The 22,174-nt window shown below is 50.7% G+C and carries 20 protein-coding genes; 8 read left to right on the top strand and 12 right to left on the bottom strand.

The features are described from left to right. Positions 1-25 precede the first annotated feature (25 nt). Positions 26-1,258: an MFS transporter gene (locus PGRAT_RS30135; RefSeq protein WP_025709057.1), complete on the bottom strand. Its 1,233-nt coding sequence runs from the start codon at positions 1,256-1,258 to the stop codon at positions 26-28. Between the two features lie 476 nt (positions 1,259-1,734). On the opposite strand from PGRAT_RS30135, the gene PGRAT_RS30130 reads away from it, so the two are divergent. Then, positions 1,735-2,481, top strand: coding sequence for an ABC transporter ATP-binding protein (locus PGRAT_RS30130; protein WP_025709056.1), 747 nt, complete (start codon positions 1,735-1,737; stop codon positions 2,479-2,481). After that, positions 2,478-4,442, top strand: coding sequence for an ABC transporter permease (locus tag PGRAT_RS30125; protein WP_025709055.1), 1,965 nt, complete (start codon positions 2,478-2,480; stop codon positions 4,440-4,442). The genes PGRAT_RS30130 and PGRAT_RS30125 overlap by 4 nt, the downstream gene beginning before the upstream one ends. An 818-nt stretch (positions 4,443-5,260) precedes the next feature. On the opposite strand, the gene PGRAT_RS30120 is transcribed toward PGRAT_RS30125, so the two are convergent. The 6 genes from PGRAT_RS30120 to PGRAT_RS30095 all read right to left on the bottom strand — a co-directional run bounded on the left by PGRAT_RS30120 (position 5,261) and on the right by PGRAT_RS30095 (position 10,270). Further along, complete coding sequence (locus PGRAT_RS30120; RefSeq protein ID WP_025709054.1) at positions 5,261-5,905, bottom strand: hypothetical protein; 645 nt, start codon at positions 5,903-5,905, stop codon at positions 5,261-5,263. Between the two features lie 15 nt (positions 5,906-5,920). Then, the gene (locus tag PGRAT_RS32020; RefSeq protein WP_025709053.1) at positions 5,921-6,373 is read right to left on the bottom strand and encodes a peptidoglycan-binding domain-containing protein; all 453 of its coding nucleotides are present in this window, start codon (positions 6,371-6,373) and stop codon (positions 5,921-5,923) included. Positions 6,374-6,610: 237 nt separating this feature from the next. Further along, complete coding sequence (locus tag PGRAT_RS30110; RefSeq protein WP_025709051.1) at positions 6,611-7,594, bottom strand: sensor histidine kinase; 984 nt, start codon at positions 7,592-7,594, stop codon at positions 6,611-6,613. Further along, positions 7,591-8,262 carry a response regulator transcription factor gene (locus PGRAT_RS30105; RefSeq protein ID WP_025709050.1) on the bottom strand — a complete coding sequence of 224 codons (672 nt, stop codon included), beginning with the start codon at positions 8,260-8,262 and terminating at the stop codon, positions 7,591-7,593. The genes PGRAT_RS30110 and PGRAT_RS30105 overlap by 4 nt, the downstream gene beginning before the upstream one ends. Positions 8,263-8,333: 71 nt before the next feature. Beyond that, positions 8,334-9,593 carry a sensor histidine kinase gene (locus PGRAT_RS30100; RefSeq protein ID WP_025709049.1) on the bottom strand — a complete coding sequence of 420 codons (1,260 nt, stop codon included), beginning with the start codon at positions 9,591-9,593 and terminating at the stop codon, positions 8,334-8,336. Then, complete coding sequence (locus tag PGRAT_RS30095; protein ID WP_025709048.1) at positions 9,593-10,270, bottom strand: response regulator transcription factor; 678 nt, start codon at positions 10,268-10,270, stop codon at positions 9,593-9,595. The genes PGRAT_RS30100 and PGRAT_RS30095 overlap by 1 nt, the downstream gene beginning before the upstream one ends. Positions 10,271-10,574: 304 nt before the next feature. Between PGRAT_RS30095 and PGRAT_RS30090 the strand changes: the two genes are divergently transcribed. The 3 genes from PGRAT_RS30090 to PGRAT_RS30080 are packed head-to-tail and all read left to right on the top strand — an operon-like array spanning position 10,575 to position 14,181. Further along, positions 10,575-11,318 carry a polyphosphate polymerase domain-containing protein gene (locus PGRAT_RS30090; RefSeq protein ID WP_025709047.1) on the top strand — a complete coding sequence of 248 codons (744 nt, stop codon included), beginning with the start codon at positions 10,575-10,577 and terminating at the stop codon, positions 11,316-11,318. Further along, positions 11,311-11,994 carry a DUF4956 domain-containing protein gene (locus PGRAT_RS30085; RefSeq protein WP_025709045.1) on the top strand — a complete coding sequence of 228 codons (684 nt, stop codon included), beginning with the start codon at positions 11,311-11,313 and terminating at the stop codon, positions 11,992-11,994. The genes PGRAT_RS30090 and PGRAT_RS30085 overlap by 8 nt, the downstream gene beginning before the upstream one ends. Positions 11,995-12,015: 21 nt before the next feature. Further along, the gene (locus tag PGRAT_RS30080) at positions 12,016-14,181 is read left to right on the top strand and encodes a carbohydrate-binding domain-containing protein (RefSeq protein ID WP_042267677.1); all 2,166 of its coding nucleotides are present in this window, start codon (positions 12,016-12,018) and stop codon (positions 14,179-14,181) included. 347 nt (positions 14,182-14,528) lie between these two features. Here PGRAT_RS30080 and PGRAT_RS30075 read toward each other — a convergent pair whose 3' ends face one another. Then, a complete protein-coding gene (locus PGRAT_RS30075) occupies positions 14,529-15,443 on the bottom strand; it encodes a phosphatidate cytidylyltransferase (protein ID WP_025705159.1) in 915 nt (304 codons plus the stop codon). Positions 15,444-15,558: 115 nt separating this feature from the next. Here PGRAT_RS30075 and PGRAT_RS30070 point away from each other — a divergent pair, with 115 nt between their 5' ends. Next, positions 15,559-16,101: a hypothetical protein gene (locus PGRAT_RS30070; protein ID WP_025705158.1), complete on the top strand. Its 543-nt coding sequence runs from the start codon at positions 15,559-15,561 to the stop codon at positions 16,099-16,101. A 16-nt stretch (positions 16,102-16,117) separates the two neighbouring features. Here PGRAT_RS30070 and PGRAT_RS30065 read toward each other — a convergent pair whose 3' ends face one another. The 4 genes from PGRAT_RS30065 to PGRAT_RS30050 all read right to left on the bottom strand — a co-directional run bounded on the left by PGRAT_RS30065 (position 16,118) and on the right by PGRAT_RS30050 (position 20,799). Continuing rightward, the gene (locus PGRAT_RS30065) at positions 16,118-16,921 is read right to left on the bottom strand and encodes an AAC(3) family N-acetyltransferase (protein ID WP_025705157.1); all 804 of its coding nucleotides are present in this window, start codon (positions 16,919-16,921) and stop codon (positions 16,118-16,120) included. A gap of 185 nt (positions 16,922-17,106) precedes the next feature. Next, positions 17,107-17,997 (bottom strand): diacylglycerol/lipid kinase family protein, encoded by an 891-nt coding sequence (locus PGRAT_RS30060; RefSeq protein WP_025705156.1) that lies wholly within the window; start codon positions 17,995-17,997, stop codon positions 17,107-17,109. A 77-nt stretch (positions 17,998-18,074) separates the two neighbouring features. Beyond that, the gene (locus PGRAT_RS30055; RefSeq protein WP_244884104.1) at positions 18,075-19,697 is read right to left on the bottom strand and encodes a histidine kinase N-terminal 7TM domain-containing diguanylate cyclase; all 1,623 of its coding nucleotides are present in this window, start codon (positions 19,695-19,697) and stop codon (positions 18,075-18,077) included. Between the two features lie 244 nt (positions 19,698-19,941). Continuing rightward, positions 19,942-20,799: an alpha/beta fold hydrolase gene (locus PGRAT_RS30050; protein ID WP_025704742.1), complete on the bottom strand. Its 858-nt coding sequence runs from the start codon at positions 20,797-20,799 to the stop codon at positions 19,942-19,944. A gap of 226 nt (positions 20,800-21,025) precedes the next feature. On the opposite strand from PGRAT_RS30050, the gene PGRAT_RS30045 reads away from it, so the two are divergent. Together PGRAT_RS30045 and PGRAT_RS33610 are read left to right on the top strand one after the other, a co-directional pair. Then, entirely contained in the window at positions 21,026-21,784 is a 759-nt protein-coding gene (locus tag PGRAT_RS30045) for a TioE family transcriptional regulator (RefSeq protein WP_025704741.1), read from the top strand. After that, positions 21,781-21,933, top strand: coding sequence for a hypothetical protein (locus PGRAT_RS33610; protein WP_155990351.1), 153 nt, complete (start codon positions 21,781-21,783; stop codon positions 21,931-21,933). Before PGRAT_RS30045 ends, PGRAT_RS33610 begins: the two co-directional genes overlap by 4 nt. Positions 21,934-22,174: the final 241 nt, after the last annotated feature.

The raw sequence follows: 22,174 nt of genomic DNA, 5'->3' as shown, positions 1-22,174 counted from the left end.
CCTCGAAGTACTCTATATAAGCTTATTAGTAGTTAACCCCGGATTCCGCTTTGGCCCAGGACTTTCTCCACGATCTGGTTACAGCATAGAAAATCAGGGTTGTCAGGAGCACGATAGAGCCGACCACCAGAAATCCGGTAACCTGTGAGCCTGTGGATTGCTTCAGCGGGCCGAGAACGTAGGTCGGGAGCAAATATCCGCCAAGCCCTCCGGCAGCGCCGACAATTCCGGTAATGACTCCGATTTCACTGGAGAAGCGTTGGGGGATGATCTGGAAGACCGAGCCGTTACCCATTCCGAGGCAGGCCATCATCACGCTGGTATAGAGCAGCATCACCAGGAATGAACTGGGCATAGACGCAATGGCAAACGCGCATACGGAAATGATTCCGTACAAAACCAGAAGGAGGCGCATGCCGCCAATCCGGTCCGCAATCCAGCCGCCTAAAGGCCGGAAGAAGCTGCCTGCGACGACTGTGATGGTGACCAGATAGCCCACCTGGACTTTGGTCAGACCTCCGGAATGTACGCCGTCGCCGTACACATCATAGAAGAAGATGCTCGCATAGTTGGCGAACCCGACAAATCCGCCGAAGGTAATGGCGTAGAATATCGAGAACCACCAGGTATCGGCATGCTTGAAGACGCTGAGATAGTTCTTAAGCGGCTTGGGGGCTGGGGCATTTGGGGCGTCTTTAGCCAATATGGCAAAAATAATCATAACGAGGACCAGGGGAATCAGTGCAATCCCGAATACGCTGTGCCATCCATAAGCCTGGGCGATCTGCGGTCCGAAAAAGGTCGCCAGCGCCGTTCCGCTGTTCCCGGCTCCGGCAATGCCCATCGCGAGTCCCTGATATTGCGGCGGGTACCAGCGGCTGGCGAGGGAGAGGGATACGGCAAAGCTTGCGCCTGCAAAGCCGAGCAGGAAGCCGATCATATGCATCTGCAGCAGGCTGGTTCCGCCCAGCCAACCCCATAGGAGGGGAATGATGGTGAGGAACATCCCGAGCAGGCCTGCTTTTTTACTGCCAATGCGGTCAGCCAGAATGCCCATGGGGATGCGGAAAATCGAACCGCCGAGGATGGGGATGGCGACCATGGCCGCTTTTTGGGTATCTGATAATCCGAAATCCTTGGTGATATAGAGCGACAAGGCTCCACACAGCACCCAAATCATAAAGCTTACATCAAAGTACAAAAAAGCTGATAATAAACTCGGGGCGTGACCCGCCTTGCGAAAACCTTTTGCTTCCATGCTGACATCCTCCTTTTAATAACCCCAAGTAAATGAACCGGCAAAAAAGGGCCGACTGACAGAACCCGCACAACTGCGGATTATGTTCATCGGCCCCATTGCCATTGCAGCCACACCATCGTGACTGACTGTACGATTATTGGAAGTAAGAACTCCGGTACAGCAGACTATCCGTTCACAGCATTGTGGGAATAATCTGTTGTCACCTTCAGGGACACATTGTTGTGTCGTTGAAATCTTATAATGTCAATATAATTAGCTTGATAAGAAATGTCAACAACTATAACATAAAAATTTAAAATTATTAATTTTAATTCTTTATTCAAGCGTTTTAAACGTTTTCATGTAATATAATATGACGCAAGGGTATATCAGGTCTGCTGAGTGACAAAAACGTCACCCGAATTCATCCTGCTTCTATGGTTGCAAGTCCAAACCGCGGCTAAGATAAGTATCAGGAAGGGGAGGAACCAAAAATGCAAACTGTGATTCAGACTCAAAATTTATCGAAAAGTTATGGGACAACCGCAGTACTTAAGAATATTGATCTGATGATTCAATCGGGAGAATTTACAGCGGTTATGGGGCCCTCGGGCTCTGGAAAATCGACGCTGATGAACGTACTGTCTACCATTGACCGGTTCACGGGCGGCGAGGTGTGGCTGGAGGGGAAATCCCTGCTGAATCTCAAGAAAAAATCGCTGCGGCAATTCCGGCAGGAGCGCATGGGGTTTATTTTTCAGGATTATAATCTCCTGGATACGCTGACGGCCAAAGAGAATGTTCTGTTGCCGCTCTCGCTGCGCAAAGTGAAGGTGGAAGAGATGGAAGACCGGCTGCTGCCGATTGTGCAGGCGCTGAATATTGAAGAGATCCTTCATAAATATCCAAGCGAGCTGTCAGGGGGACAGAAGCAGCGGGTAGCTTCGGCGCGGGCCATCATTACCAATCCGTCTATTGTTTTTGCCGATGAGCCGACGGGGGCGCTGGATTCCCGGTCCGCGACCCAAATGCTGGAGCAGCTTGCGGAGCTGAACGGGACGTTCGGGACAACGATTATGATGGTCACTCATGATCCCTATGCGGCCAGCTATTGTAAAAGGGTAATTTTTCTGCGTGACGGAGGAATTGTTAATGAGATTTACGCAGGAGATCAGACCCAAAAAGCGTTCTATGAGCGCATTCTGGAAACCCAAAGCCTGATGGGGGGCAAGCTGCGATGAGTCTGCTGGAGCTTACGGCCCGGAATGTGAAGCGCAACTTCCGCCTATATTCCATCTATCTGTTCTCGATGATTACCGGTGTCATTATTCAATTCACATTCTCGTCCCTGATGTACAATGAAGATATTATAGATGCGCTGCAGAACCGTGCCAACTTTCAGACCGGTGTGGGCATCGCTTCACTTGTTGTGTTCTTATTTATCATTTTCTTTATTCTGTATGCCAATTCTTTCTTCATGAAGCAGCGCAAAAAAGAGTTCGGCATGTACCTGCTATACGGCCTGAACGAACGGCAAATTACGCGGATGGTGTTTTATGAAACCCTGATTATGAGCGCCATTTCCCTGTTCACGGGGATATTGATCGGGGGACTGCTGTCCAAGCTGTTTGGGATGCTGCTGATGAATTTAATGCATTACGACCAGGTTATTTCTCTGTCATTCCCCATTCCGTCGATTGCTGCAACGATCGGTGTCTTCATATTGCTTGCTATGATTATAAGTGTACAGAGTCATATCATGCTGAACCGGGTGCAGCTTACGGAGTTGTTTCATGCGAAGCAAAAGATGGACAAACCCGTCCGCATTTCTTCAGTCTGGGCTATGATTGCTGTACTTCTGCTGGGCATGGCCTTTGCTCTGATCAGCAGCGGAAAGGGTTCGGTGTTCTGGCAGGATTACGCGACGGTGACTATGATTGCCGTGACTATTGGCATTATCGGGGGCACCTTCCTGTTCTTCCGTCAATTCGCCGGCTGGCTGCTCCAGGCGGTAAGCCGCCGCAGAAAATACTACGAGGGCAATACGATGCTGTGGACCTCTTCCCTGCGGTTCCAGATTAGAGGCAACACGTTGAACTTAACCTTTATTTCCTTGTTCAGTGCGGCGATTATGCTGCTGCTCAGCTTCATGACGATTAACTATAAGGTGCAGTTCGAAGCGGTGGGGAGAAATCTGCCTAATGATATAGCGTTTGAATCGCTGGCCTCTGAAACAAACAGCCAGATTGACAGCCTGATCCGAAGCTCCGGCCATGAGGTCCGGTACCACCTGACGCAAGAGGCCATAATGGCTGATCCGGTATCGGATATGGGGCCAGCCTTTGAGAATCCCGAGTACTATACTCCGTACCTGCTGCTTGTATCCGAGCAAACCTATAACGGGTTGATGAAGGAACGGGACCCTAAGCAGATCCTGGACCTGCAAGGTGAGGAAGCGGTAACCCTTGCCCAGGGATCGGACTTCCCGCAGTCCTATGCCGCAAACCGGCGGCCGGAATTTACGGTGAAGACAGATGCAGAAACCACCTTCCGGATTATTGAAAAGAAGGATTATGCCTATCTTGGCTGGTCTTCAGACCCGGTGAGATCTATGGTCATTAAACCTGCGGTGCTCGTAATCTCAGACGAGACTTACCGCAGCCTGCGGGAGCATGCGGATAAGAAGTCTTTTCAAATCTATGGTATTGCTAATGCCGGCCGCGCCGAAGAGCTGTCGAAGCAGGTGCATGCGATCGTCACGGAGACGCCGGGCGCCTATTACTCCTCGTTCGCAGACGTGTACTCTAAGCAAATTGAAGGCTCGTCGCTCATGCTGTTCTCCAGCGGCTTTTTGGCTCTGATTGCGATCTTCGCGCTTGCCAGTGTGATTTATTTCAAGCAGTTGCGCGAAGCCACGGACGAGCGGCTGCAATATACCATTCTGCGCAAAATGGGTGTAGATGACCGGCAGATGAAAAGCGTGATCCGCAAGCAGCTGCTGTTTGTCTTTTTGCCGCCGCTTGCGCTTGGAATATTGCACAGCTGGTTTATTATCAAGTATTACATCCTCGATTCCGTGCAGGATTTTCCTGGACTTACAGCAGCCGTGTGGGGCATCATGGGGATGTATTTCCTGGTTTACCTACTATTCTACGTTTCTTCCACGAATGTGTATTATAAGATAGTTAGCGAAACTCCGTAGCTCCTCTATTCGAGTTATTTTTTATAGAATGAAACAGCAGCGATTCCCCGGTTACTGGAGGATCGCTGCTCTGCGTTGTTGTTACCAGAAAGAAAACTGAATACATAAATCCATTTGTTAAGGAACAGCCTAATGATGAGATGGTTAAAATGTCAAAAATATCTTATTTCCAATTAACGCTTGCTGGGAAGCGGAAATTTAAGTTCACTGTTTCCACTTGAGTTTGTTACGATCCAAGCACTAAATTAACAAAAATTCTGCACATTGTATAGGTGTATTGATTTCCCAAAAAAAGGGACGAAAAAGGCCGCCATTTAGTGTAATGGAAAGTACCACCAAACCAAACCGAAATGAGGCGACCTCAGGAATAAAAATACCCCTTTTTTAGCAGTACACTTATTTTTAATCTTCCGCTGGAATGGCGGGTTCATTTTAGCCTGCTCATGAGTAAGAGTGTTTTCTATAATTTTTCCACTCCGTAATCCGGGTAATAAACACGCCTGCACATTGTACAACAAATGCCGACATTGTTAGGTCCAATGCTCATTAATTCCAAGACAAGCTGTCTTCTGTCCCAGAAAATATACTTAGTCTAACCATCAGGGAGTTGTAGTTTTTAATTCCATAATAAGGGTGAATTGATTTTTAATATACTGGTCCAATAATGAAAATATCCTGTAACATAAATAATGCCCTTTCGGTTCCTAATAGGAACCGAAAGAGCATGGGACTGTACTTTCACGCTATCTGGAGCTGAGGTAACCTTTTGGAACCGTAGTATGCGGGCCCTTATGTATTACCACCCCTCCTACTTGAATTCACTCTGCTTGTGCAATTTGCTTGGCTACATTTAATGCATCTTCAATCGTCCCACTGTAAGTGGATACCGCTAAACTACGATCTTTTACGAAGAAGTGAACAACTTTTCTTGCCGTCCCATCAACATAGGCTGCGGGTTGGCCATTTATTTCAGTATCATGGACAAGTTCTTTGTAAAAGCCTTTGATTTCATTAATTGTTGTACTTGCATCAGTGTCAATTGGATTCTGTAGTACCAAATATTCAATACCATCCTGAGTTTGGTAAGTTGCCTGGAAGCTCAAGCCATTACCTGAATTTTTGGCATTTAAGCTTGTTTGCTCCAATGCAGGAGCAGAAACGGAGCTAATTGATGCTTTACTAGAAGGAGCTACAATAGTATGAGGGAGGATGAGTTCTCCTTCCGGAATTTCCGATAGATCGACACCTATTTGCTGGGCGTTCGGATCAGGGGCTATTCTCACTTCGGTTTGTGGCGTGGTTACAGAAGTAATCTCTTCTTGTACTACATTCTCAACTGTAGGTGCTGGAGCACTTGTGGTAACAGTAACGTTGACGTCCGAAGCATACGCCTGATATACTATACCGCCGCCAGTTAACATAAGTGCGCTCGTCAAGCCAGCTATAAGTAACTTTTTTTTCATTTTTGTTATCCTCCTTTAATAGATATACCCACTTTGCACAGTGGTACTTGTATTTTTGTACATAATGCGATATTGTAACGAGCTACCAGAATCAAAATATGAAGTCTGATATGTCGTGCTATAAGGTGTATGAACAACCCAATTGTATTCTGTCTCGAAAATGGAGTAGTTGTTCATTGTATTCCATGTGCCCGAACCCGCTATACCATCGGCGGTTAAGCCGGTGGAATTTTGCATATTAATTAATCCGGTTCTTGTGCCTGAACCAAAATTGCCATCTATCGAGCCAACGTTAGATTGTTGCCCAAAGGAGTAAAGGTTGGCTTGCAGCCCCCTAACATAACCTCCAGATGAACCTTGAGTTAGAGTAGGCCAACCATAAAATCCAGAAGCAGCAGCCATACCACCAAATAAAAGCGAACTAGTGAGTAAAAGAGAACCTATAGAGAATAATTTTTTCTGTTTCATAAGGTATATTCCTCCTTTTGGATTGAATTGTAATTTTGCTATTAATTGGTCACTTACCAAAAGCACCTCCTTGAAATTCTATGGATAAACTTTGCAAGATATATATTAAAATTCCATTATATACTAATATTTGCTAGAGTGGATAGTTCTATGGTATGGATTTCGTATGTCTGGAATAGTATCTTCACTCCAGAATGATCAAGGTGTCTCTAAAAGCATACTTATAATACAGATCCCTTACCGCAGCATTTTCAAATAAGGATCATGGTTTTTCGGAAAGTGGATGGTGAATTCGCTGAAACTGCCTGCCTCGGATTCGCAGGAAATATAGTGCCCCAGCTTCTTGGACAGCTCCTGGGCCAAATACAAGCCCATGCCTGTCGATTTTGCATAGGTACGCCCGTTGGTGCCGGTGAATCCGCGGTTGAACACCCGCGGCAGGTCCTTACGGTCAATGCCGATGCCATTATCACGTACAATCAGCAGTTTCTCTTGCGGTGTGACCCGTGTCGTGAACGATATCTCTCCTTGATCCCCGGTATATTTCAGGCTGTTCGTGACCAGCTGGTTAATAATGAAGGACAACCATTTGGAGTCGCTTTGCACCGTTGTGGATTGTACATCGAGCCGGATTTTAATTTTTTTGGAGATGAACGTCTTGGAGTGGGCTTTGACGGCTGCTTTGACCAGCAGCTCCAGATTGCAGTTCACGATTTCGTAGTCCTGGTTGAAGGTATCGAGCCTGGAATAATATAACGCCTGGTCGACGTAGTGCTCAATCCGTGATAACTCTTCTTCCAGACTGCTGTGATCGACCTCCGTCTGCTGCATCAACCGGAGAACAGCGATGGGCGTCTTCACCTCATGAAACCAGGTGACAATAAAATCATAATGCTCCTTCTGCTGCATCTGCACTTTGTTCAAGGCGCGGATATGCTGAATTTGCAGCTGTTCCATAACCTCCCGGTAACCCTCGGCCTCCAGTGACAGCGGCTCCGTATCTTCATCAGATATACGGCGGAGCGCCTGCACATTCTTCATATAACGATGGAGCAAAAAGCCTGCCAGACCTAATAGAAGCAGTGCGAGCGCATAGAAGAAGCTTTGCCAGTGCCATGAAATTTGCGGATCTGCGGCAAATACGGCAACCGTCAGTAGAAATCCGGCGGCATACAGGCCGATATACGGTTTCTCATATTTCAGGAATCGCCAGAAGCTCATTCGATGATATACCCCATTCCCTTGCGGGTGACGATGAAATCCTCTAATCCAAGCACAGCGATTTTGCGGCGCAGGCGGTTAACATTAACGGTTAGCGTATTATCGTCAATGAACTGCTCATCGCTCCACAGCACCTGCATCAAGCTGTCCCGGGATACGATCTTCCCGATATTTCTCATCATGGTCTGCAGGATAATAAATTCATTCCGCGACAGCTCAGCTGTCTGCCCGCCATACTCGACGGAGGAGTTGGACAGATGGAACGTAAGCTGACGGTGGGCCATCTGCAGACTCTCATCCTGGTAGGTGTAATTGCGCCGCAATAGCGCACTCACCTTCGCCACCAGCACGCCAAGGTCGAAGGGTTTCTGCACGAAGTCATCTGCCCCCATATTAATCGCCATGATGACATCCATATTCTGATTGCGTGAAGAGAGGAAAATAATCGGCACTTTGGAGACCGCACGGATTTGCTGGCACCAGTAAAACCCGTCGTACACCGGCAGATTTACGTCAAGCAGCACCAAGTGGGGCTGACCTGCTGTGAACTCGTCCAATACCTGCTCAAAAGAGGAACTCTCAATGACCTCATATTTCCATTTGCGGAGGGTGCCGGCTACAATTCTCCTGATCTTCTCGTCGTCTTCCACAAGCATGATTCGAAACAATGGAATTCCTCCAGCTCAAAGCATATTATGCTGGTATTATATCATTTGTCTACACTCCTTGTGTCGGCCTTTCAGGGCAGCTGTACATAAAACGTAGTCGACTCCCCGGCAACACTTTTGGCGTAGATTTTCCCTTTATGCTGATCCACGATCGACTTGGCAATAGCAAGACCCAGACCATAGCCGCCCTGCTTGCGCGCTCTGGAGGTATCTGTACGGTAGAACCGGTCGAAGATGCGGGTCAGATGCTCAGCGGCAATGCCTTCCCCGGTGTTCGAGACGGACAGGAGCACATCGTTATTTTGTTTTTTGAGCGTGATGGCTACAGCGCCCTTGGGGTTCGTATATTTCACGGCGTTGTCGAGAAGGATCATCACCACCTGCTTAATCTGCTCGCTGTTGCCCTGCACGGTCAGCTCCGGTTCGATGTCATAGTCGAAGGAGATATGCTTTTCGAAGATCACAGCTTCCATCGTCAGGATGATATTCTCCACCGCGTCGCTCATATTGAACCTGCTGTGGATCAAGCCTGTCCGGGAATCATCCATTTCCGTCAGATACAGCAGGTCATTGGTCAGCCGGGTCATCCGCTCCGTCTCCGACTTAATATATAGCAGCCACTTCGCCTGATTGCCGATCGTGTCGCCGCTATTGGACAGCAGCACATCCGCGTTGGTATTGATGATCGTCAGCGGCGTCTTCAGCTCATGGGAGGCGTCGGCGATGAACTGCTTCTGCTTGTCAAAGGCCTCCCGGACCGGGGCAATCGAACGGCCCGCGAAGAACCGGCTGGTGAAGTAGAGGATAATCAGCATCAGCAGGCCGACGGCGGTAAAGGTGTAGATCAGGTTGGTGAGGATTTTTTGCTGGGCCGTGATGTCCAGAAAAACGATAATCTTCTCTTCCCCCATAGGCTTAACCGTGAAGATCCACCGGCTGTCGTCCAGGGTGAACCGGCCGATGTCCTTGCCGATGCTGAGGGCCTCCTTCAGTGCTGCCGTATAGAACTCATCGTCCATCGTAAATTTGGAGTCCTTGTCTTTAAGAGTACCGTTCGCGTCAGTTATCACGGTGAATGAAATGGAACGCTCCGGCGGTGGGGTGCCGCCGTCCATAGGCCTGTTGTCTTTAGGGGGGTCAGCGGAGCCTGGATGCCCTGCCCCGCCCGGACTCTTCTGCTGATTGTCTGCAATCCGGTGGAGATCCATATTAATGTCGTTCTGCACATTCCAGTACATGATCACATAGATGGAGGCGAAGGCGATCAGCATGATCACGGAGATGGTGGTCAGATTAACGATCAGAAACCGGTTCCTGAGTTTTTTGAACATCACCTGCTCACCTCTAATACATAACCGACGTTACGAATCGTGTTAATGCGTACCTCCGAATTCAGGAACGTTAGCTTTTTGCGTAAAAAAGAGATATATACCTCCACATTGTTATGTTCTGCCTCAGAGTCGAAGCCCCACAGCTTCTCAATAATCTGCTCCTTGGAGGTTACCGCCTGCTTCCTTAGAATCAGCAGCTCCAGCAGCTCATTTTCCTTCAGATTCAGCTTGATCTCTTTGCCCTTCACGGAGAGCCGCAGGTTCGCCGTATTTAGCTCGATATCCCCCAGCTTCAGGGTGTCATCCGGGATGACCTCGCCTTTGCGCCGCAGCGCCGCCCGTATTCTGGCCAAGAGTTCCTCTGACGAGAAGGGTTTGGCGATATAATCATCGGCCCCGTAATCCAGCCCCGTCACCATATCCGTAATCTCTCCCCGTGCGGTCAGCATGATCACTGGAGTGGATATACCCTCGCTGCGGAGCTTCTTCAGTACAGTAATCCCATCCATTTCCGGCATCATGATATCCAGCAGCAGCAGATCATAGATCCCGCTCTGTGCATAGTCCAGCCCAGATCTTCCGTCGTGGACTGCGTCTACCGAATAGTTCTGCTTTTTCAATATTTGGGTCAGGGCTTCCGCCAGATGTACTTCGTCTTCCACTATTAATATTCTCATGGGTATGCCCATCCTCTGCATTGAAAATTTGCTTATTCTTTAAGTCATTATAGCAAGATTACCTTTAACCAACCTTAACCGGATTCCACTCGCGAAGAACGCTATAGTATGAAGGAACTCTGGCGGGTACCAGCCCTTTGTTAAGCGGGTGTAAAAAGATCACAGGAGTGTAAACTCATTTAAGATTCATTAAAGGTTCCGGGACTAAGATACATTCATAAGCAAGCGGGACGCACATGCCACACACACATACAGCATTCATAAGCACTTATGAAGCACTCCACTATGAAAGGATCTGACCCTTATGGCGATTGAGGTATTTAACCGGTACGAGAACAAATATCTGCTGGATCATGCCGCTTACCTGAAACTCTACAATGACCTGCTGGAATATATGGAGCCGGACAATTACAACAAGCAGCATGAATTCTACTCCATCACGAATCTCTATTATGACACCGCCCATGACTCCCTGATCCGCAGCAGCCTGGCGAAGCCGAAATACAAGGAAAAGCTCCGGCTGCGGGCTTACGGCATTCCGAACCAGGATACCAAGGTGTATCTCGAAATCAAGAAAAAGGTGTTCGGCCTGGTCAACAAAAGAAGAACCCCGCTCAAGCTGCAGGAGGCTTATGATTTTGTCGCTACCGGCATGGAGCCGGAATACCAGGATTACATGAACAAGCAGGTGATTGAGGAGATCAAGTATTTTTTAAGCCGGTATGACCTGATGCCCAAGGTGTACCTATCCTATGAACGCAAAGCACTCTTCTGCAAAAACAACCGGGATCTGCGCATCACCTTCGACACGAACATCCGCAGCCGCCGCTACGATCTGAAGCTGGAGCATGGCACGCATGGCGAATACCTGATGCCCCAGGGCCAGTGGCTGATGGAAGTGAAGGCCGAGAAGACGATCCCGGTCTGGCTGGCGAAAATGCTCTCCGAACACAAGATGTACCGCACCAGCTTCTCCAAATACGGCAATGAATATAAAAAGATGCTGAAGGACAGCAAAATCGAAAGGGAGAGTGCCCTGTATGCTTGACTCCATATTTTCCGCTGCTCTAACGAGCTCTGAATTAACTTTTACAGACGCCATTATGACTATCTTCATATCGATTGTACTCGGCGGATTGATCAGCTTCACCTATATGAAAACCAATCCGGGGGGATATTCGCAAAGCTTCACGCTGACGATGGTCCTGCTGCCGGTGATTGTGGCGATCATCATTCTGCTCATCGGCAGCAATGTAGCCCGTGCCTTCAGCCTTGCCGGGGCCTTCTCCATTATCCGCTTCCGCAGCGCGCCCGGCGACCCTAAGGATATCACGTTTGTTCTGTTCACCATGGCTTCGGGACTGGCCTGCGGGGTCGGTTCCTTCGGCTACGCCGTGCTGTTTACCCTGATTCTCTGCGTGCTGATGTTCATTCTGAACCGCACCGGCTTCGGGGCCCGAAAGTCGCAGCAGAAGACGCTGAAGGTGACCATTCCCGAGAATCTGGGGTATGAAGAAGCTTTTGCCGAAGTGTTCGATAGATTCAATGTCCGCTATGAGCTGAAAAAGATTAGAACCACCGAGCTGGGCAGCTTATACGAGCTGGTCTACGAAGTTACCATTGATGAGCACACGAGCCAGAAGGAGCTTCTGGATGCGGTCCGCACCCGGAACGGCAATCTGGATCTGTCACTGACGATGTGCCCAACTACCACGGACTACTAAAATTGAAGGGAACGATGACATATGAAAAAATTCCTTACAGGGAGCAAGATAGGGATGGTGCTGCTGAGTGCAGCACTCCTGGCGGCGTGCAGCACGAATACAGGGGCGGGCACCAATGCTGCAAATAGCGCAGCAGCCGGTACAGCCGTTACTGCCAGTGCAACGGGCGGCACTACAGCCGCTGTAGAGCTGGCAAACGTCAGGACAACGGATCTGGTTGAGTATGATGAAGACGATACCACTACAGCCTGGACGGCAGATGCGTCAACCGATATTGCCCTCGCAGGAATGACTGCAGAGATCGAAGGCGCTGGCGCTGCAGCTAAGGATGGGTCGGTCACGATTACGGAAGCGGGAACCTATATCCTCTCCGGGACGCTGAGCGACGGTCAGATTATCGTCGATGAGCAGGCGAAAGGAACGGTTCGGCTGGTGCTGAACGGCGTGAGCCTGAAGGACAGCGACAGCGCGCCGGTCTATATCAAGGAAGCGGGCAAGGTGGTGATCACCCTGCAGGAAGGCACGGAGAACAGCGTTGCCGATGGAGCAACCTATGTGTTCGCGGATGCCGCCACGGACGAGCCGAGTGCGGCCATCTTCAGCAAAGCCGACCTGACTATTAACGGAACCGGCAAACTGACGGTTACCGGGAGCTACAAGGACGGCATCTCCAGCAAGGATGATCTGAAAATTGCCGGCGGCACAATTGATATTACGGCGGCAGATGACGGCATTGTAGGCAAGGATCTGGTGGCCGTGCAGGGCGGCAATATTACCATCAAGGCTGAAGGAGACGGCATCAAATCCACCAATGACGAGGATACGGCCAAAGGCTTCGTGGCTATCACGGCGGGAACGTTCGATATCACAGCAGGCAATGATGGCATTCAAGCCGAGACAGCGGAAGTTATCGATGGGGGAACGTTTAGCCTCGTGACGAACGGAGGCTATGAGAACGCTGAAGTGAAGACAGGTGATCAAGGTCCTGGCGGGATGGGCCTGGGCGGCAACCGTGGCGGCTTCGGTGATCAGGGGGCAACGGACGGCACCTCGGCAGCCACAACCGATGCGGCTCCGGCGGTAGACACGGCTGCAGCTGCAACCAATACAGCTGCGGTGACTACAGCGGTGGTGACTACCGCAGCGGCAACGGCTGCAACGGCTGAAACGGAATCCACAAGCGCCAAAGGGCTGAAGGCGGGAGGAGACCTTACTGTGAATGGCGGCAGCTTCACGATTAACTCTGCAGATGATGCGCTGCACAGCAACGGCAATGTCTCTGTGACGGACGGTGAGTTCAAGGTTACGGCGGGAGATGACGGAATCCATGCGGACAGCCTGACCTCCTTGTCTGGCGGAACCCTCGATATCACAAAAAGCTATGAAGGCATTGAAGGCAGCAATATCACCATCTCCGGCGGAGAAATTCATGTGGCCGCTTCCGATGACGGCGTGAACGTGTCCGGCGGCAATGACGGCAACGCTGCACAGGGAACTGCACAGCAGGATCAATTCACCAGCTCCGGCAGCGGCCTGCTTACGATCAGCGGCGGATCGATAACCGTTGACTCCACCGGTGACGGCCTGGATTCCAACGGATCAGTCTCCATGACTGGCGGTACCGCCATTGTCAATGGTCCTACCAATGACGGCAACGGTCCGCTGGATTATGACGGAACCTTCGACATGACAGGCGGCTTCCTGATCGCTGCGGGCAGCTCGGGCATGGCCCAGGCTCCGGGTGAGGATTCCAGCCAATACTCAGTGAGCATGAGTTTTACTGAGGCCCAGCAGGCTGGAACGCTGGTTCACCTGGAGGACGGTGACGGCAACAGCATCCTGACCTTCGCACCTTCGAAGAAATTCACTTCCGTCGTTGTCAGCTCTCCGGATTTGAAGAAGGGCGGTTCCTACACCCTCTCCACAGGCGGGACCTCTACAGGCACCGCAGTAGACGGGCTGTACAGTGGCGGCGACTATACCGGCGGCACGCAGGTCGTAGCGTTCGATATTTCCGGCAGCGTTACCTGGCTGAACGAATCGGGCGTCACTACGGCTAACACAGGCCGTGGTGCTGGCGGCGGGTTTGGCGGCGGCGGCACCAGACCCGAACGCGGCGCCGGGGGAACCCCGCCTCAAGGCGGAGCTGGCACACCGCCGGATGACACAGGTGAAACTGCAAATTAAATACCAAGCGGCCCCTCTCCGGTGGATGGAGAGGGGCCGCTTGCGCTTGGAAACTGGAAATATTCTTCCAGAGAGAACAGCGAAGGGTGATCCTAAGTTCTTAAGATGAGGGGAGTGAAGTGGAATTAGTAGCACTAATTTGTTGGAATTTGCTCCGCAGGGGCGTTTAGTGGGATTTTGTACACTTATTCTTAGCCAATTCATCAGTTATGAGGCATTTCGGCCAGAATAGGTATACTTTTTTCCCGCTAGAGCCTGTTTGGGAGCGGGAGGACGCGGATTAGGTATACTTTTTCCATCAAGCCGGGACTTCTCCAGGTTAGGTTAGGGAGTCGTTCCGTTTTGGCTTACATGAAATCAAAAAAGTACCGGATCACATGAAAGAACACCGGCGAGGTGTAGGCCAGGCTGTCCACGCGGCTGAGATAGCTTTTCTGCAGGGCCGCGAACTTGTCGTCATCCCCGATGAGCAGATCGCGCTTCAGTACGGAAACTGTTAAGCTGCCGAAGAATCCGGCCAGACTGATCAGCACGCCCGAGAACAACCCGAATATCGGGGTCAGCGGCGTCAGGTAAGGGTAGATCAGATAAGAGACTCCGGTAGTGACCACAAAGGCGCAGGCGAAGCCCTCCCAGGTCAGATTCGGGTTGGCGGTCGGTACGACCTTGCGCTTGCCGAAATAGATCGAAGCCAGGTAGTGTACGGCATCATTCAGCTGGGTGAGCACCACCAGGAACAGCACGAGCCCCGCTCCGTACTCCGGTGTGGCAAACTGGAAGTAAGCCAGGTGGCTGAGACCGAAGACCATGAGCATGAGGCCCCATTGGGTGGCGCTTACGCTGCGCAGGAACCCCAGAGTTCCTTTGTTGATCAGCCGGGGCAGCGGCAGGAGCAGGAAGACATACACTGGAATGAAGACAATGAACATCCCGTACCATTCTATATAGATCCAGTAGAACTGCAGCGGAATGGACAGATAGGCCCACAGGAACAGCCTCCGGTCCGCTTTTCGCGTACGGATCATGGAGAAATATTCTTTCAGCGCGAAGAAGGCAAGCACCATCAGGGACAGCAGGGACACGACCGGGTTGAACAATGTGGCCAGGCAGAAGATAAACACCATGCCCCACCAGGTTTTGATGCGGAAGCCGATTCCTGTGTAATCCTTGTCCTTCTGCAGTCTGCTCACCAGTATGTAGATCAAATGAATGGCTGATAATGCTGTAAAGATGAGCAAAAATGTGAAAAGCGAGCTGTTCAAGCAATCACCAACTTGTCGCAGGATAGGATTCCAACAAAGGGATCATATGTTAAAATGAAATAAAGTACAAGCTACATGTTAAATTGTTACACTTCGATAAGGGGATATTTTGTACATGGAAGCAGATCATTCGGTCTTTATTTTGCTTACAAATACGGGAACACTATTTACAAAGCTTATACAGGGCTATACCAGAGCGCCTTACAATCACGCCTCAATCGCGTTTGACCGGGGGCTTACGGAGTTGTACAGCTTCGGGCGGAAGAATCCGAGCAATCCACTAAATGGCGGTTTTGTACGGGAAGATCTGCACACAGGCACGTTCAGCAAGTATCCGAACACCACCTGTGTGATCTACGAGCTGCATGTTTCCGGACGCGAAGCGGAGAAAATGCGGCGGGTCCTGCACGTTTTTATCCGCAGCCGCCAAAAGTACCTTTACAATATACTGGGGGTCATCGGGATCGCCCTTAAGGAGCCTGTTGAATTCAGCAACTCCTATTTCTGCTCGCAGTTTGTTGCGGAAATTCTGGACCGTTCCGGCATCAAGCTGTGGAACAAGCTGCCTGCCCTCGTAACCCCGGATGATTTCCGGCAGAGCGACCGGCTGGAGCTGATCTATCAAGGGAAGCTGAGAGAATATGTGCCTGGGCAATAATTGCCCGTCACCGCTTCTATAACCGGTTCTTCTCCATCCATGCAGTGGCCCAATCCACCAGAGGACGTTGTTCCATAAACCGGATTTCGGCCTTTCCGGCCTTATGAACCTTGAGGTTCATTTCTTTATCATATTCTTCTCCCAATCGGACAAAATCCTCGTCGTTCACCGCCTGGGTTTCGTAAGTCACCCACTCGCGTTTGCCCTTCACCATGACCGCGCTGCTGTCATAGACCCGCTTCTTGGCAGGAAAGTCGGCCCGGGATTCTGCCAGATGCAAGGATGTGTTTTTGTCATAGCCGACGCCTGCCAGGAGAATATAACCATTTAAATGATATAGTTTATCCAGCGGGGAGCCAATCCCAAAAATATTGCTGAGGTCATGGTCCTGCGTCAGATATTCCGCATGCCTGCCCACGGCGGCAACGGAGCGTGCGGGATGGTCTGACCTTGCGGCCCCCGGCCACTTGCGGAACATTTCCGCCACCACGCCCATCCCTATTGCCGGAGTAATTTCTTTATCATAGGCTGGCCAATGCTGCCGGATCATTGGCCACCATTCGGCGGGCTCTTCCCAGTGGACACCAGTAGAGGGATCGAGATTCTTCCAGGTCTGGGATGGCATCATCAAGGTTCCTTCTTCACCCACAATCTCAAGCAGAGAACGGATGAATGTTTCGGCTCCTCCAATAATAAAACCAAACTTGCTTAAGGAGGTATGCACGAAGATGTGCTGTCCTTTGGTTAGCCCGCAGGTAGTAAACTGATTGATCAAATCCTCTTTCGTAAAGATCATTCTGGTTTCATTGCTTCTGGTCAATGTGGACCTCCACCTTTTCATCAGAATAAGACAACCCCGCTGCAAGCAGCGGGGTTGTCTCCGGCGTAGCCAGGGATACAGTGCCCTTGAATTAATTTACCCATACTATACCAGCCGCATTCATTTACAGCAATAGCTGACAAGCCAATTTTATGCATCGTCCTGAAAGCGGATACAGATTGATATCATGATGAATTCGGCACCACCACCCGAATATGGCGGGGGAGGACACTCAGCTTGACCGGCAGCGCCGGCCCTTCTTCTCCGTCCACATTGGTCCGCACGGTATCCGAGGAGGTTACTGTGACTTCTCTCGCGGTGAAATAGTCCACATCCTTATGATTCTTCAGATTGCCCAGCAGCACAGAAAGGCTGACTGTAAGCGTGTTGAAGAAATGAAGATTCTTAATGATGAAGCAATGAATCAAGCCGTCGTCGACGGCGGCTTCGGGGGCCAGTTTCTCGAAACCGCCTACCGAGTTGGTCAGTGCGGCGAGGAAAAGCGGAGTCTCCCCCACCCAGGTGTACCCGTCATGCTGTATCGTGAGGGGATAGGATGCATTGCCTGCAAGCTCTTTGATGCCCTCTTTGAAGTATGCCAGCGCACCGAATCTGGATTTGTCATCCGAAGATACGGAGGTGAGCGATTCAGCCAGCTTACCTGCGGCGACCACGTTGATGAACAGGCGGTTGTTCAGCCTGCCTGCGTCCACCAGCTGTACCCGGGAGGAAGCCAGCGTCCGGATGGCTTTTTCGGGAATCAGCGGGATCTGCAGCGCGCGGGCGAAATCATTCACCGTGCCGAGCGGAATAATCCCCAGCTTCGACTGATGGGCCTGGCCGGAGAGGCCGTTGATCGTTTCATGAAGCGTGCCGTCTCCGCCGATGGACACGATCATGTCAGCCCCCGCCTTGCATGCAGCGATGCTGTAACCGGTGGCATCGCCTTCTTGTTGCGTTTCCTTGACCGTAACCTCATAGCCTTGACTCTGCAGCAGCTCTTCCACACTCCTGAGATAGTCCAGCGCTTCCTCCTTGCCGGATGAGGGGTTAACAATGATGGTGGCCTGCGTCATATACAGCTTCCTCCCTGTTTGCTATGTTGTACTTACCATTACCCCAAAGGAAGCCGTTGAACGATACAGGCGCGGTGTCAGCGTGCAATATGCACAATCCGGTTGCGCCCTTTATTTTTGGCCTGATAGAGAGCTTGGTCCACATCTTCAAAAAGATTGCTGTTCAGCGAGAAATCATTGATGGTCAGGAGCCCCATGCTAATTGTAACCGATACAGGACCGGCAGCATTGGCAATCGTGATCTGATTCATTTCCACCTTTGCCTTGACTTGTTCTGCTACATGCAGTGCCTCGGCTTCACGGGTATCCGGCAGATAGATGATGAACTCTTCTCCCCCGTACCGCGCTAAAACGTCAGTTTGGCGTAATTCCTGCTTAAGCACCTCCACCGTCTGGCAGATCACTTCATCCCCGGCCAAATGGCCGTAAGTGTCATTCACATTCTTAAAGAAATCGATATCCAGCAAAATAAGCGCGAAGGGAATGTGTTTTTCCCTATTCAGGATCACTTCGTCTTCAAGCTGCTGCGTCAGATAATGGCGGTTGTAGCAGCCGGTCAAGCTGTCGGTGATGGCCATTTGCTGCAGCTGCCGGTTCGTCTCGTACAGCTCTTTTTGCACGGCAATCAATGAATGGTTGCGTTCCTGAAGAACCCTATTCTGTTGATGGGTTTCATGGATCAGCCTCTGCAGCTCCGTAATATCCTGGAACGTGACGATCCGCCCCACCCGTAATCCGCTGACCATAATGGGGGTTGCCTGAATTTTAAGATAACGCCGGATAACCGTATGGAGGATTTCAATTTCGATTCGCTCCAGCGGCCGTTCGTGGTATTCCAATATAAACGCTTCAATGGCAGGCGAGCTTTCCGGAAAAATAATCCTGATATTGAATTGTTCACCCCGGTGCAGATGCATATGGGGACCCAGGAAACGGTTAATCTCGACCACGTTGTCATATTCATCAAGTACGACAATGCCATGTCCGATCGTATCCATCACATCCTGGTGGGCTATGGTCGCTAGATCAAACACTTTGTCGCGGTTAATGGAAACCACAAAAAAGACAGCAGACAGTAAAATGCCCAGCGAGGTCATCCCCGGAATCACAGGCAGATACGGGTCCAGGACCACGTTCAGCGCAATATCCAGCAGGATAAACACAGATACCGCAAGAATTCCTTTCAGCACAAGCATCACTTGCTTTCGCACGCGGGGAACCAGATCCCGGACCAGGGCTGTAGAGATGACGTACAGCGAAGTAACCACCTGAATGATGATTACGGCTATGAAGATCCAGAAAAGAGGGCCATAGGTTCTTTGAATATATCCCTCATTAACCGGCTGCACAAACCAGCTGCAGGGGCTGAATATAATACAGGCTGCTGAAAAAATAGCTGGAGCCGACAGCAGCAGCAGGATTTTCCGCTGCAGAAACCGGGTTTGTCCGGTCAACAGAATGGTGAAAAAGACCCAGCCCGTACTGAGAAGCGCCGAATCTACAAATGCAGCCTTAACATAAAATAATTGATATGTGGGATTATCGGTAGTTTTGATGGCAAATTGGCAGAAGGGCCAGATCATCATTGTGAAGTGGAAGGCTAAATAGACTTTGTGCAGATTCGTGATGTTAACGGAAACGAAAATATAGACAAAAAGTGCAAACAGAACGAAAAATAAAATCAGATCAATCCATACCACAAAACCCAACAAGTTCCACCTTCCTGCTATTATTAGTCAATTCTGCATGGTTTTTGGGCCTAAAGTCTTGCATCTTGCTTCTAACTATATAATTAGCTTGCCAAGAATACAACCACTTTGAAGGGCCCGGCAGGAGGGACCGGAGGGAGAGGAAGTAAAATAAGCTGCCCCGGTTAACCGGGAACAGCTATTCAGACAATGAGTGCAAGCGGCAAAGGTGAAAGCCCGGCTGCCTTGCCGGTGCTTAGTGCAGATTCGCATCCAGCCAGGGCTTCAGAAGGGGCAGGACATGGGCCGGCTGCATCGCCTGGGTATGATCCAGACCCTCAAGCACCGCCACGTCCCAGCCTAGCGCTTCGAGGGCGGACCGCTCTCGGATGAGCGGTCCGGCAATATCAACCCGCACAGCTCCCCAGCGTTCGCCATACTCAATGAGATCGGCGCTTCCGGCGAAGCAGAGGCGGGGACAGGTGATCCGCGTCTGGGCCGTGCGGTCCTCGAATGCTTGAAGAGCCTGGTACAAGGTGACAAACTGTTTGGTCTGAGCCTCGCTCATCGTGACTTCAACCTGTGACCAGTCGAATTCATCAACGCTCCCGTCCCATGCGGCGGGGGAGGGGCCCGGGTTCTTTTGCACCGATACAGCGAGATGGTAGGCAGCCATCGTGACCCTCAGCATTTCCTTATACGGGCCGCCGACAGGCGGGAAGCCGCCCATGACAAGGGCTGACAGCCGGTCTGTGCGCAGGGCCAGCTGCATGCCGGACAGGGCCAGCCAGGAATAGCCGTAATAAGCGAATTGCGGCGCGGACGCCGCATCGGCGATGGCCAGAAAGTCGCTGGATATGTTATCCGGCGTAAGGGTACCGGGCTTGGCGCAGCTTTGAACATGGCCTTCATAATCGAAGGCAATGACACGGCGGCTGCCGCTAAGCCGGTCAATCAGGGAGCGTCCGAGCGCCGGATCAATCCCCCACTTGATCATTTCTTCAGCCTGTGGCCCATTCATGGGCCGGGGGTTCACCGGGAGCAGCAGGCAAGGCCCTTCTCCTTGAATCTCCAACTCGATCCAGCTTGCATCATGCATTTGTACTCTAGTCATCTGTAGCCCTCCTAATTAAGTGTTTTGTACAGAAATCCTTTATATCCACCAATATATAACACTGATGCAAGTGAGAAGGCTATGCCGGTAGAGGATAGAGTATACTTGAGGAATTCAGTTCCAGGATTGCAAAAGCACTTAAAGGTTTTATGTGAAGGTTTGCAGGCGGTGCAAGTCTTTGGTAGGTTAGTATCACGTGCTGGATGTAGATAACGGAGGTGGTTCAATGCAATATTACAAGCCCGTTGAGATTGCATCACTGCTTGGCATCAGTACCAGTGCTTTGCGGCATTATGAGTCCTGGGGGGTGGTTCCCGCGCCGGAACGGGCAGCGAATGGCTACCGTATGTATACGGAGCTGCATTTGGCCTACTTCCGCTGTCTCCGCGCCATGATCCCGGGGTTTGGCTATAAGATAACCTATGCTGTGCTGCGCTGCATTCAACAGGGGAACATGGATGAGGCCTTGTGGCTTGCAGGCGCAGAACAGGCCGGATTACAGGAGGAAAAAGCAGCTGCGGATCAGACGCTGGCGTTGCTGCAGGACCCGGAGGTTAGCCATATCAAAGGCAGACCCGTCAGCCACCTTATGTCGATCGGAGAGGCCGCAGAGATTGCGGGTGTTCAGCCCTCGGCCATTCGCCACTGGGAAAAGGAGGGGCTGCTGACTCCGCTAAGAAACCCCGAGAATGGCTACAGAATGTATACAGCGGTGCATTTAAGGCAGATTCTGCTGATCCGCACCTTGAGGCGAACAGTATATTTTCTGGAGAGAATGAAGGAGCTTGTGGAAGCTGTGGAGCAGCACAGCCTGGAAAAGGCCAAAGAGGTTACCGAGCACGCGCTGGGCCGCATTCATCAGCGCAACCGCCAGCAGTACAGCGGCGTGCACCAACTGATGGAGCTTTGCGCTCAGGCCGGCCTAATGAGGCCGGAGGATACAGCCGCTCCATCCATGTCAACGTACCAAGGGAAAGAGAGGTGAAGGCGCAGCAAATACAAAATATAACCCCTTTTCTAACTCGTGCTGGCGAAGAAGCAGGTGAACAATCAATAGCTGGAAAAAGGGAATTTATTCCCCTTCAAATTAACAAACTGTCCAATTTAGTGGAAAAAGGGAACTTAATCGGGTAACTATACTCCTTCAGGAGCGAAATGAGCTGAATTAGTGATCCTTTTTCCAACATAGGCTGCGGAAATCCGTGTGCTGGGGCCAATTAATGGTCCTTTTTCCACTTGAAATTGCCGCCGGATTCATGAAGGGTCCTCCAGGCAAACGCCAATCCTCGCTCCTTCTATTATGAGACTCTTCGTAGACGGGATGGCAGAACCGCAAAATCGGATCGTCTGTCAGGGCGATTCCGGCTGTGATGAC

Origin of the sequence: Paenibacillus graminis, from assembly GCF_000758705.1 — a bacterium.
Taxonomy (GTDB): domain Bacteria; phylum Bacillota; class Bacilli; order Paenibacillales; family Paenibacillaceae; genus Paenibacillus_AQ; species Paenibacillus_AQ graminis.
Note: the sequence above shows the minus strand (reverse complement) of the source record. Positions and strands in the feature narration are given on the sequence as shown.

Excerpts from the sequence above, each read along its gene's own strand:
- PGRAT_RS30080 (WP_042267677.1), top strand. The coding sequence starts at position 12,016 with ATGAAAAAATTCCTTACAGGGAGCAAGATAGGGATGGTGCTGCTGAGT.
- PGRAT_RS30095 (WP_025709048.1), bottom strand. The coding sequence starts at position 10,270 with ATGAGAATATTAATAGTGGAAGACGAAGTACATCTGGCGGAAGCCCTG.
- PGRAT_RS30130 (WP_025709056.1), top strand. The coding sequence starts at position 1,735 with ATGCAAACTGTGATTCAGACTCAAAATTTATCGAAAAGTTATGGGACA.
- PGRAT_RS30045 (WP_025704741.1), top strand. The coding sequence starts at position 21,026 with ATGCAATATTACAAGCCCGTTGAGATTGCATCACTGCTTGGCATCAGT.
- PGRAT_RS30085 (WP_025709045.1), top strand. The coding sequence starts at position 11,311 with ATGCTTGACTCCATATTTTCCGCTGCTCTAACGAGCTCTGAATTAACT.
- PGRAT_RS30060 (WP_025705156.1), bottom strand. The coding sequence starts at position 17,997 with ATGACGCAGGCCACCATCATTGTTAACCCCTCATCCGGCAAGGAGGAA.
- PGRAT_RS30125 (WP_025709055.1), top strand. The coding sequence starts at position 2,478 with ATGAGTCTGCTGGAGCTTACGGCCCGGAATGTGAAGCGCAACTTCCGC.
- PGRAT_RS30070 (WP_025705158.1), top strand. The coding sequence starts at position 15,559 with ATGGAAGCAGATCATTCGGTCTTTATTTTGCTTACAAATACGGGAACA.
- PGRAT_RS32020 (WP_025709053.1), bottom strand. The coding sequence starts at position 6,373 with ATGAAACAGAAAAAATTATTCTCTATAGGTTCTCTTTTACTCACTAGT.
- PGRAT_RS30120 (WP_025709054.1), bottom strand. The coding sequence starts at position 5,905 with ATGAAAAAAAAGTTACTTATAGCTGGCTTGACGAGCGCACTTATGTTA.
- PGRAT_RS30100 (WP_025709049.1), bottom strand. The coding sequence starts at position 9,593 with ATGTTCAAAAAACTCAGGAACCGGTTTCTGATCGTTAATCTGACCACC.
- PGRAT_RS30090 (WP_025709047.1), top strand. The coding sequence starts at position 10,575 with ATGGCGATTGAGGTATTTAACCGGTACGAGAACAAATATCTGCTGGAT.
- PGRAT_RS30110 (WP_025709051.1), bottom strand. The coding sequence starts at position 7,594 with ATGAGCTTCTGGCGATTCCTGAAATATGAGAAACCGTATATCGGCCTG.
- PGRAT_RS30050 (WP_025704742.1), bottom strand. The coding sequence starts at position 20,799 with ATGACTAGAGTACAAATGCATGATGCAAGCTGGATCGAGTTGGAGATT.
- PGRAT_RS30135 (WP_025709057.1), bottom strand. The coding sequence starts at position 1,258 with ATGGAAGCAAAAGGTTTTCGCAAGGCGGGTCACGCCCCGAGTTTATTA.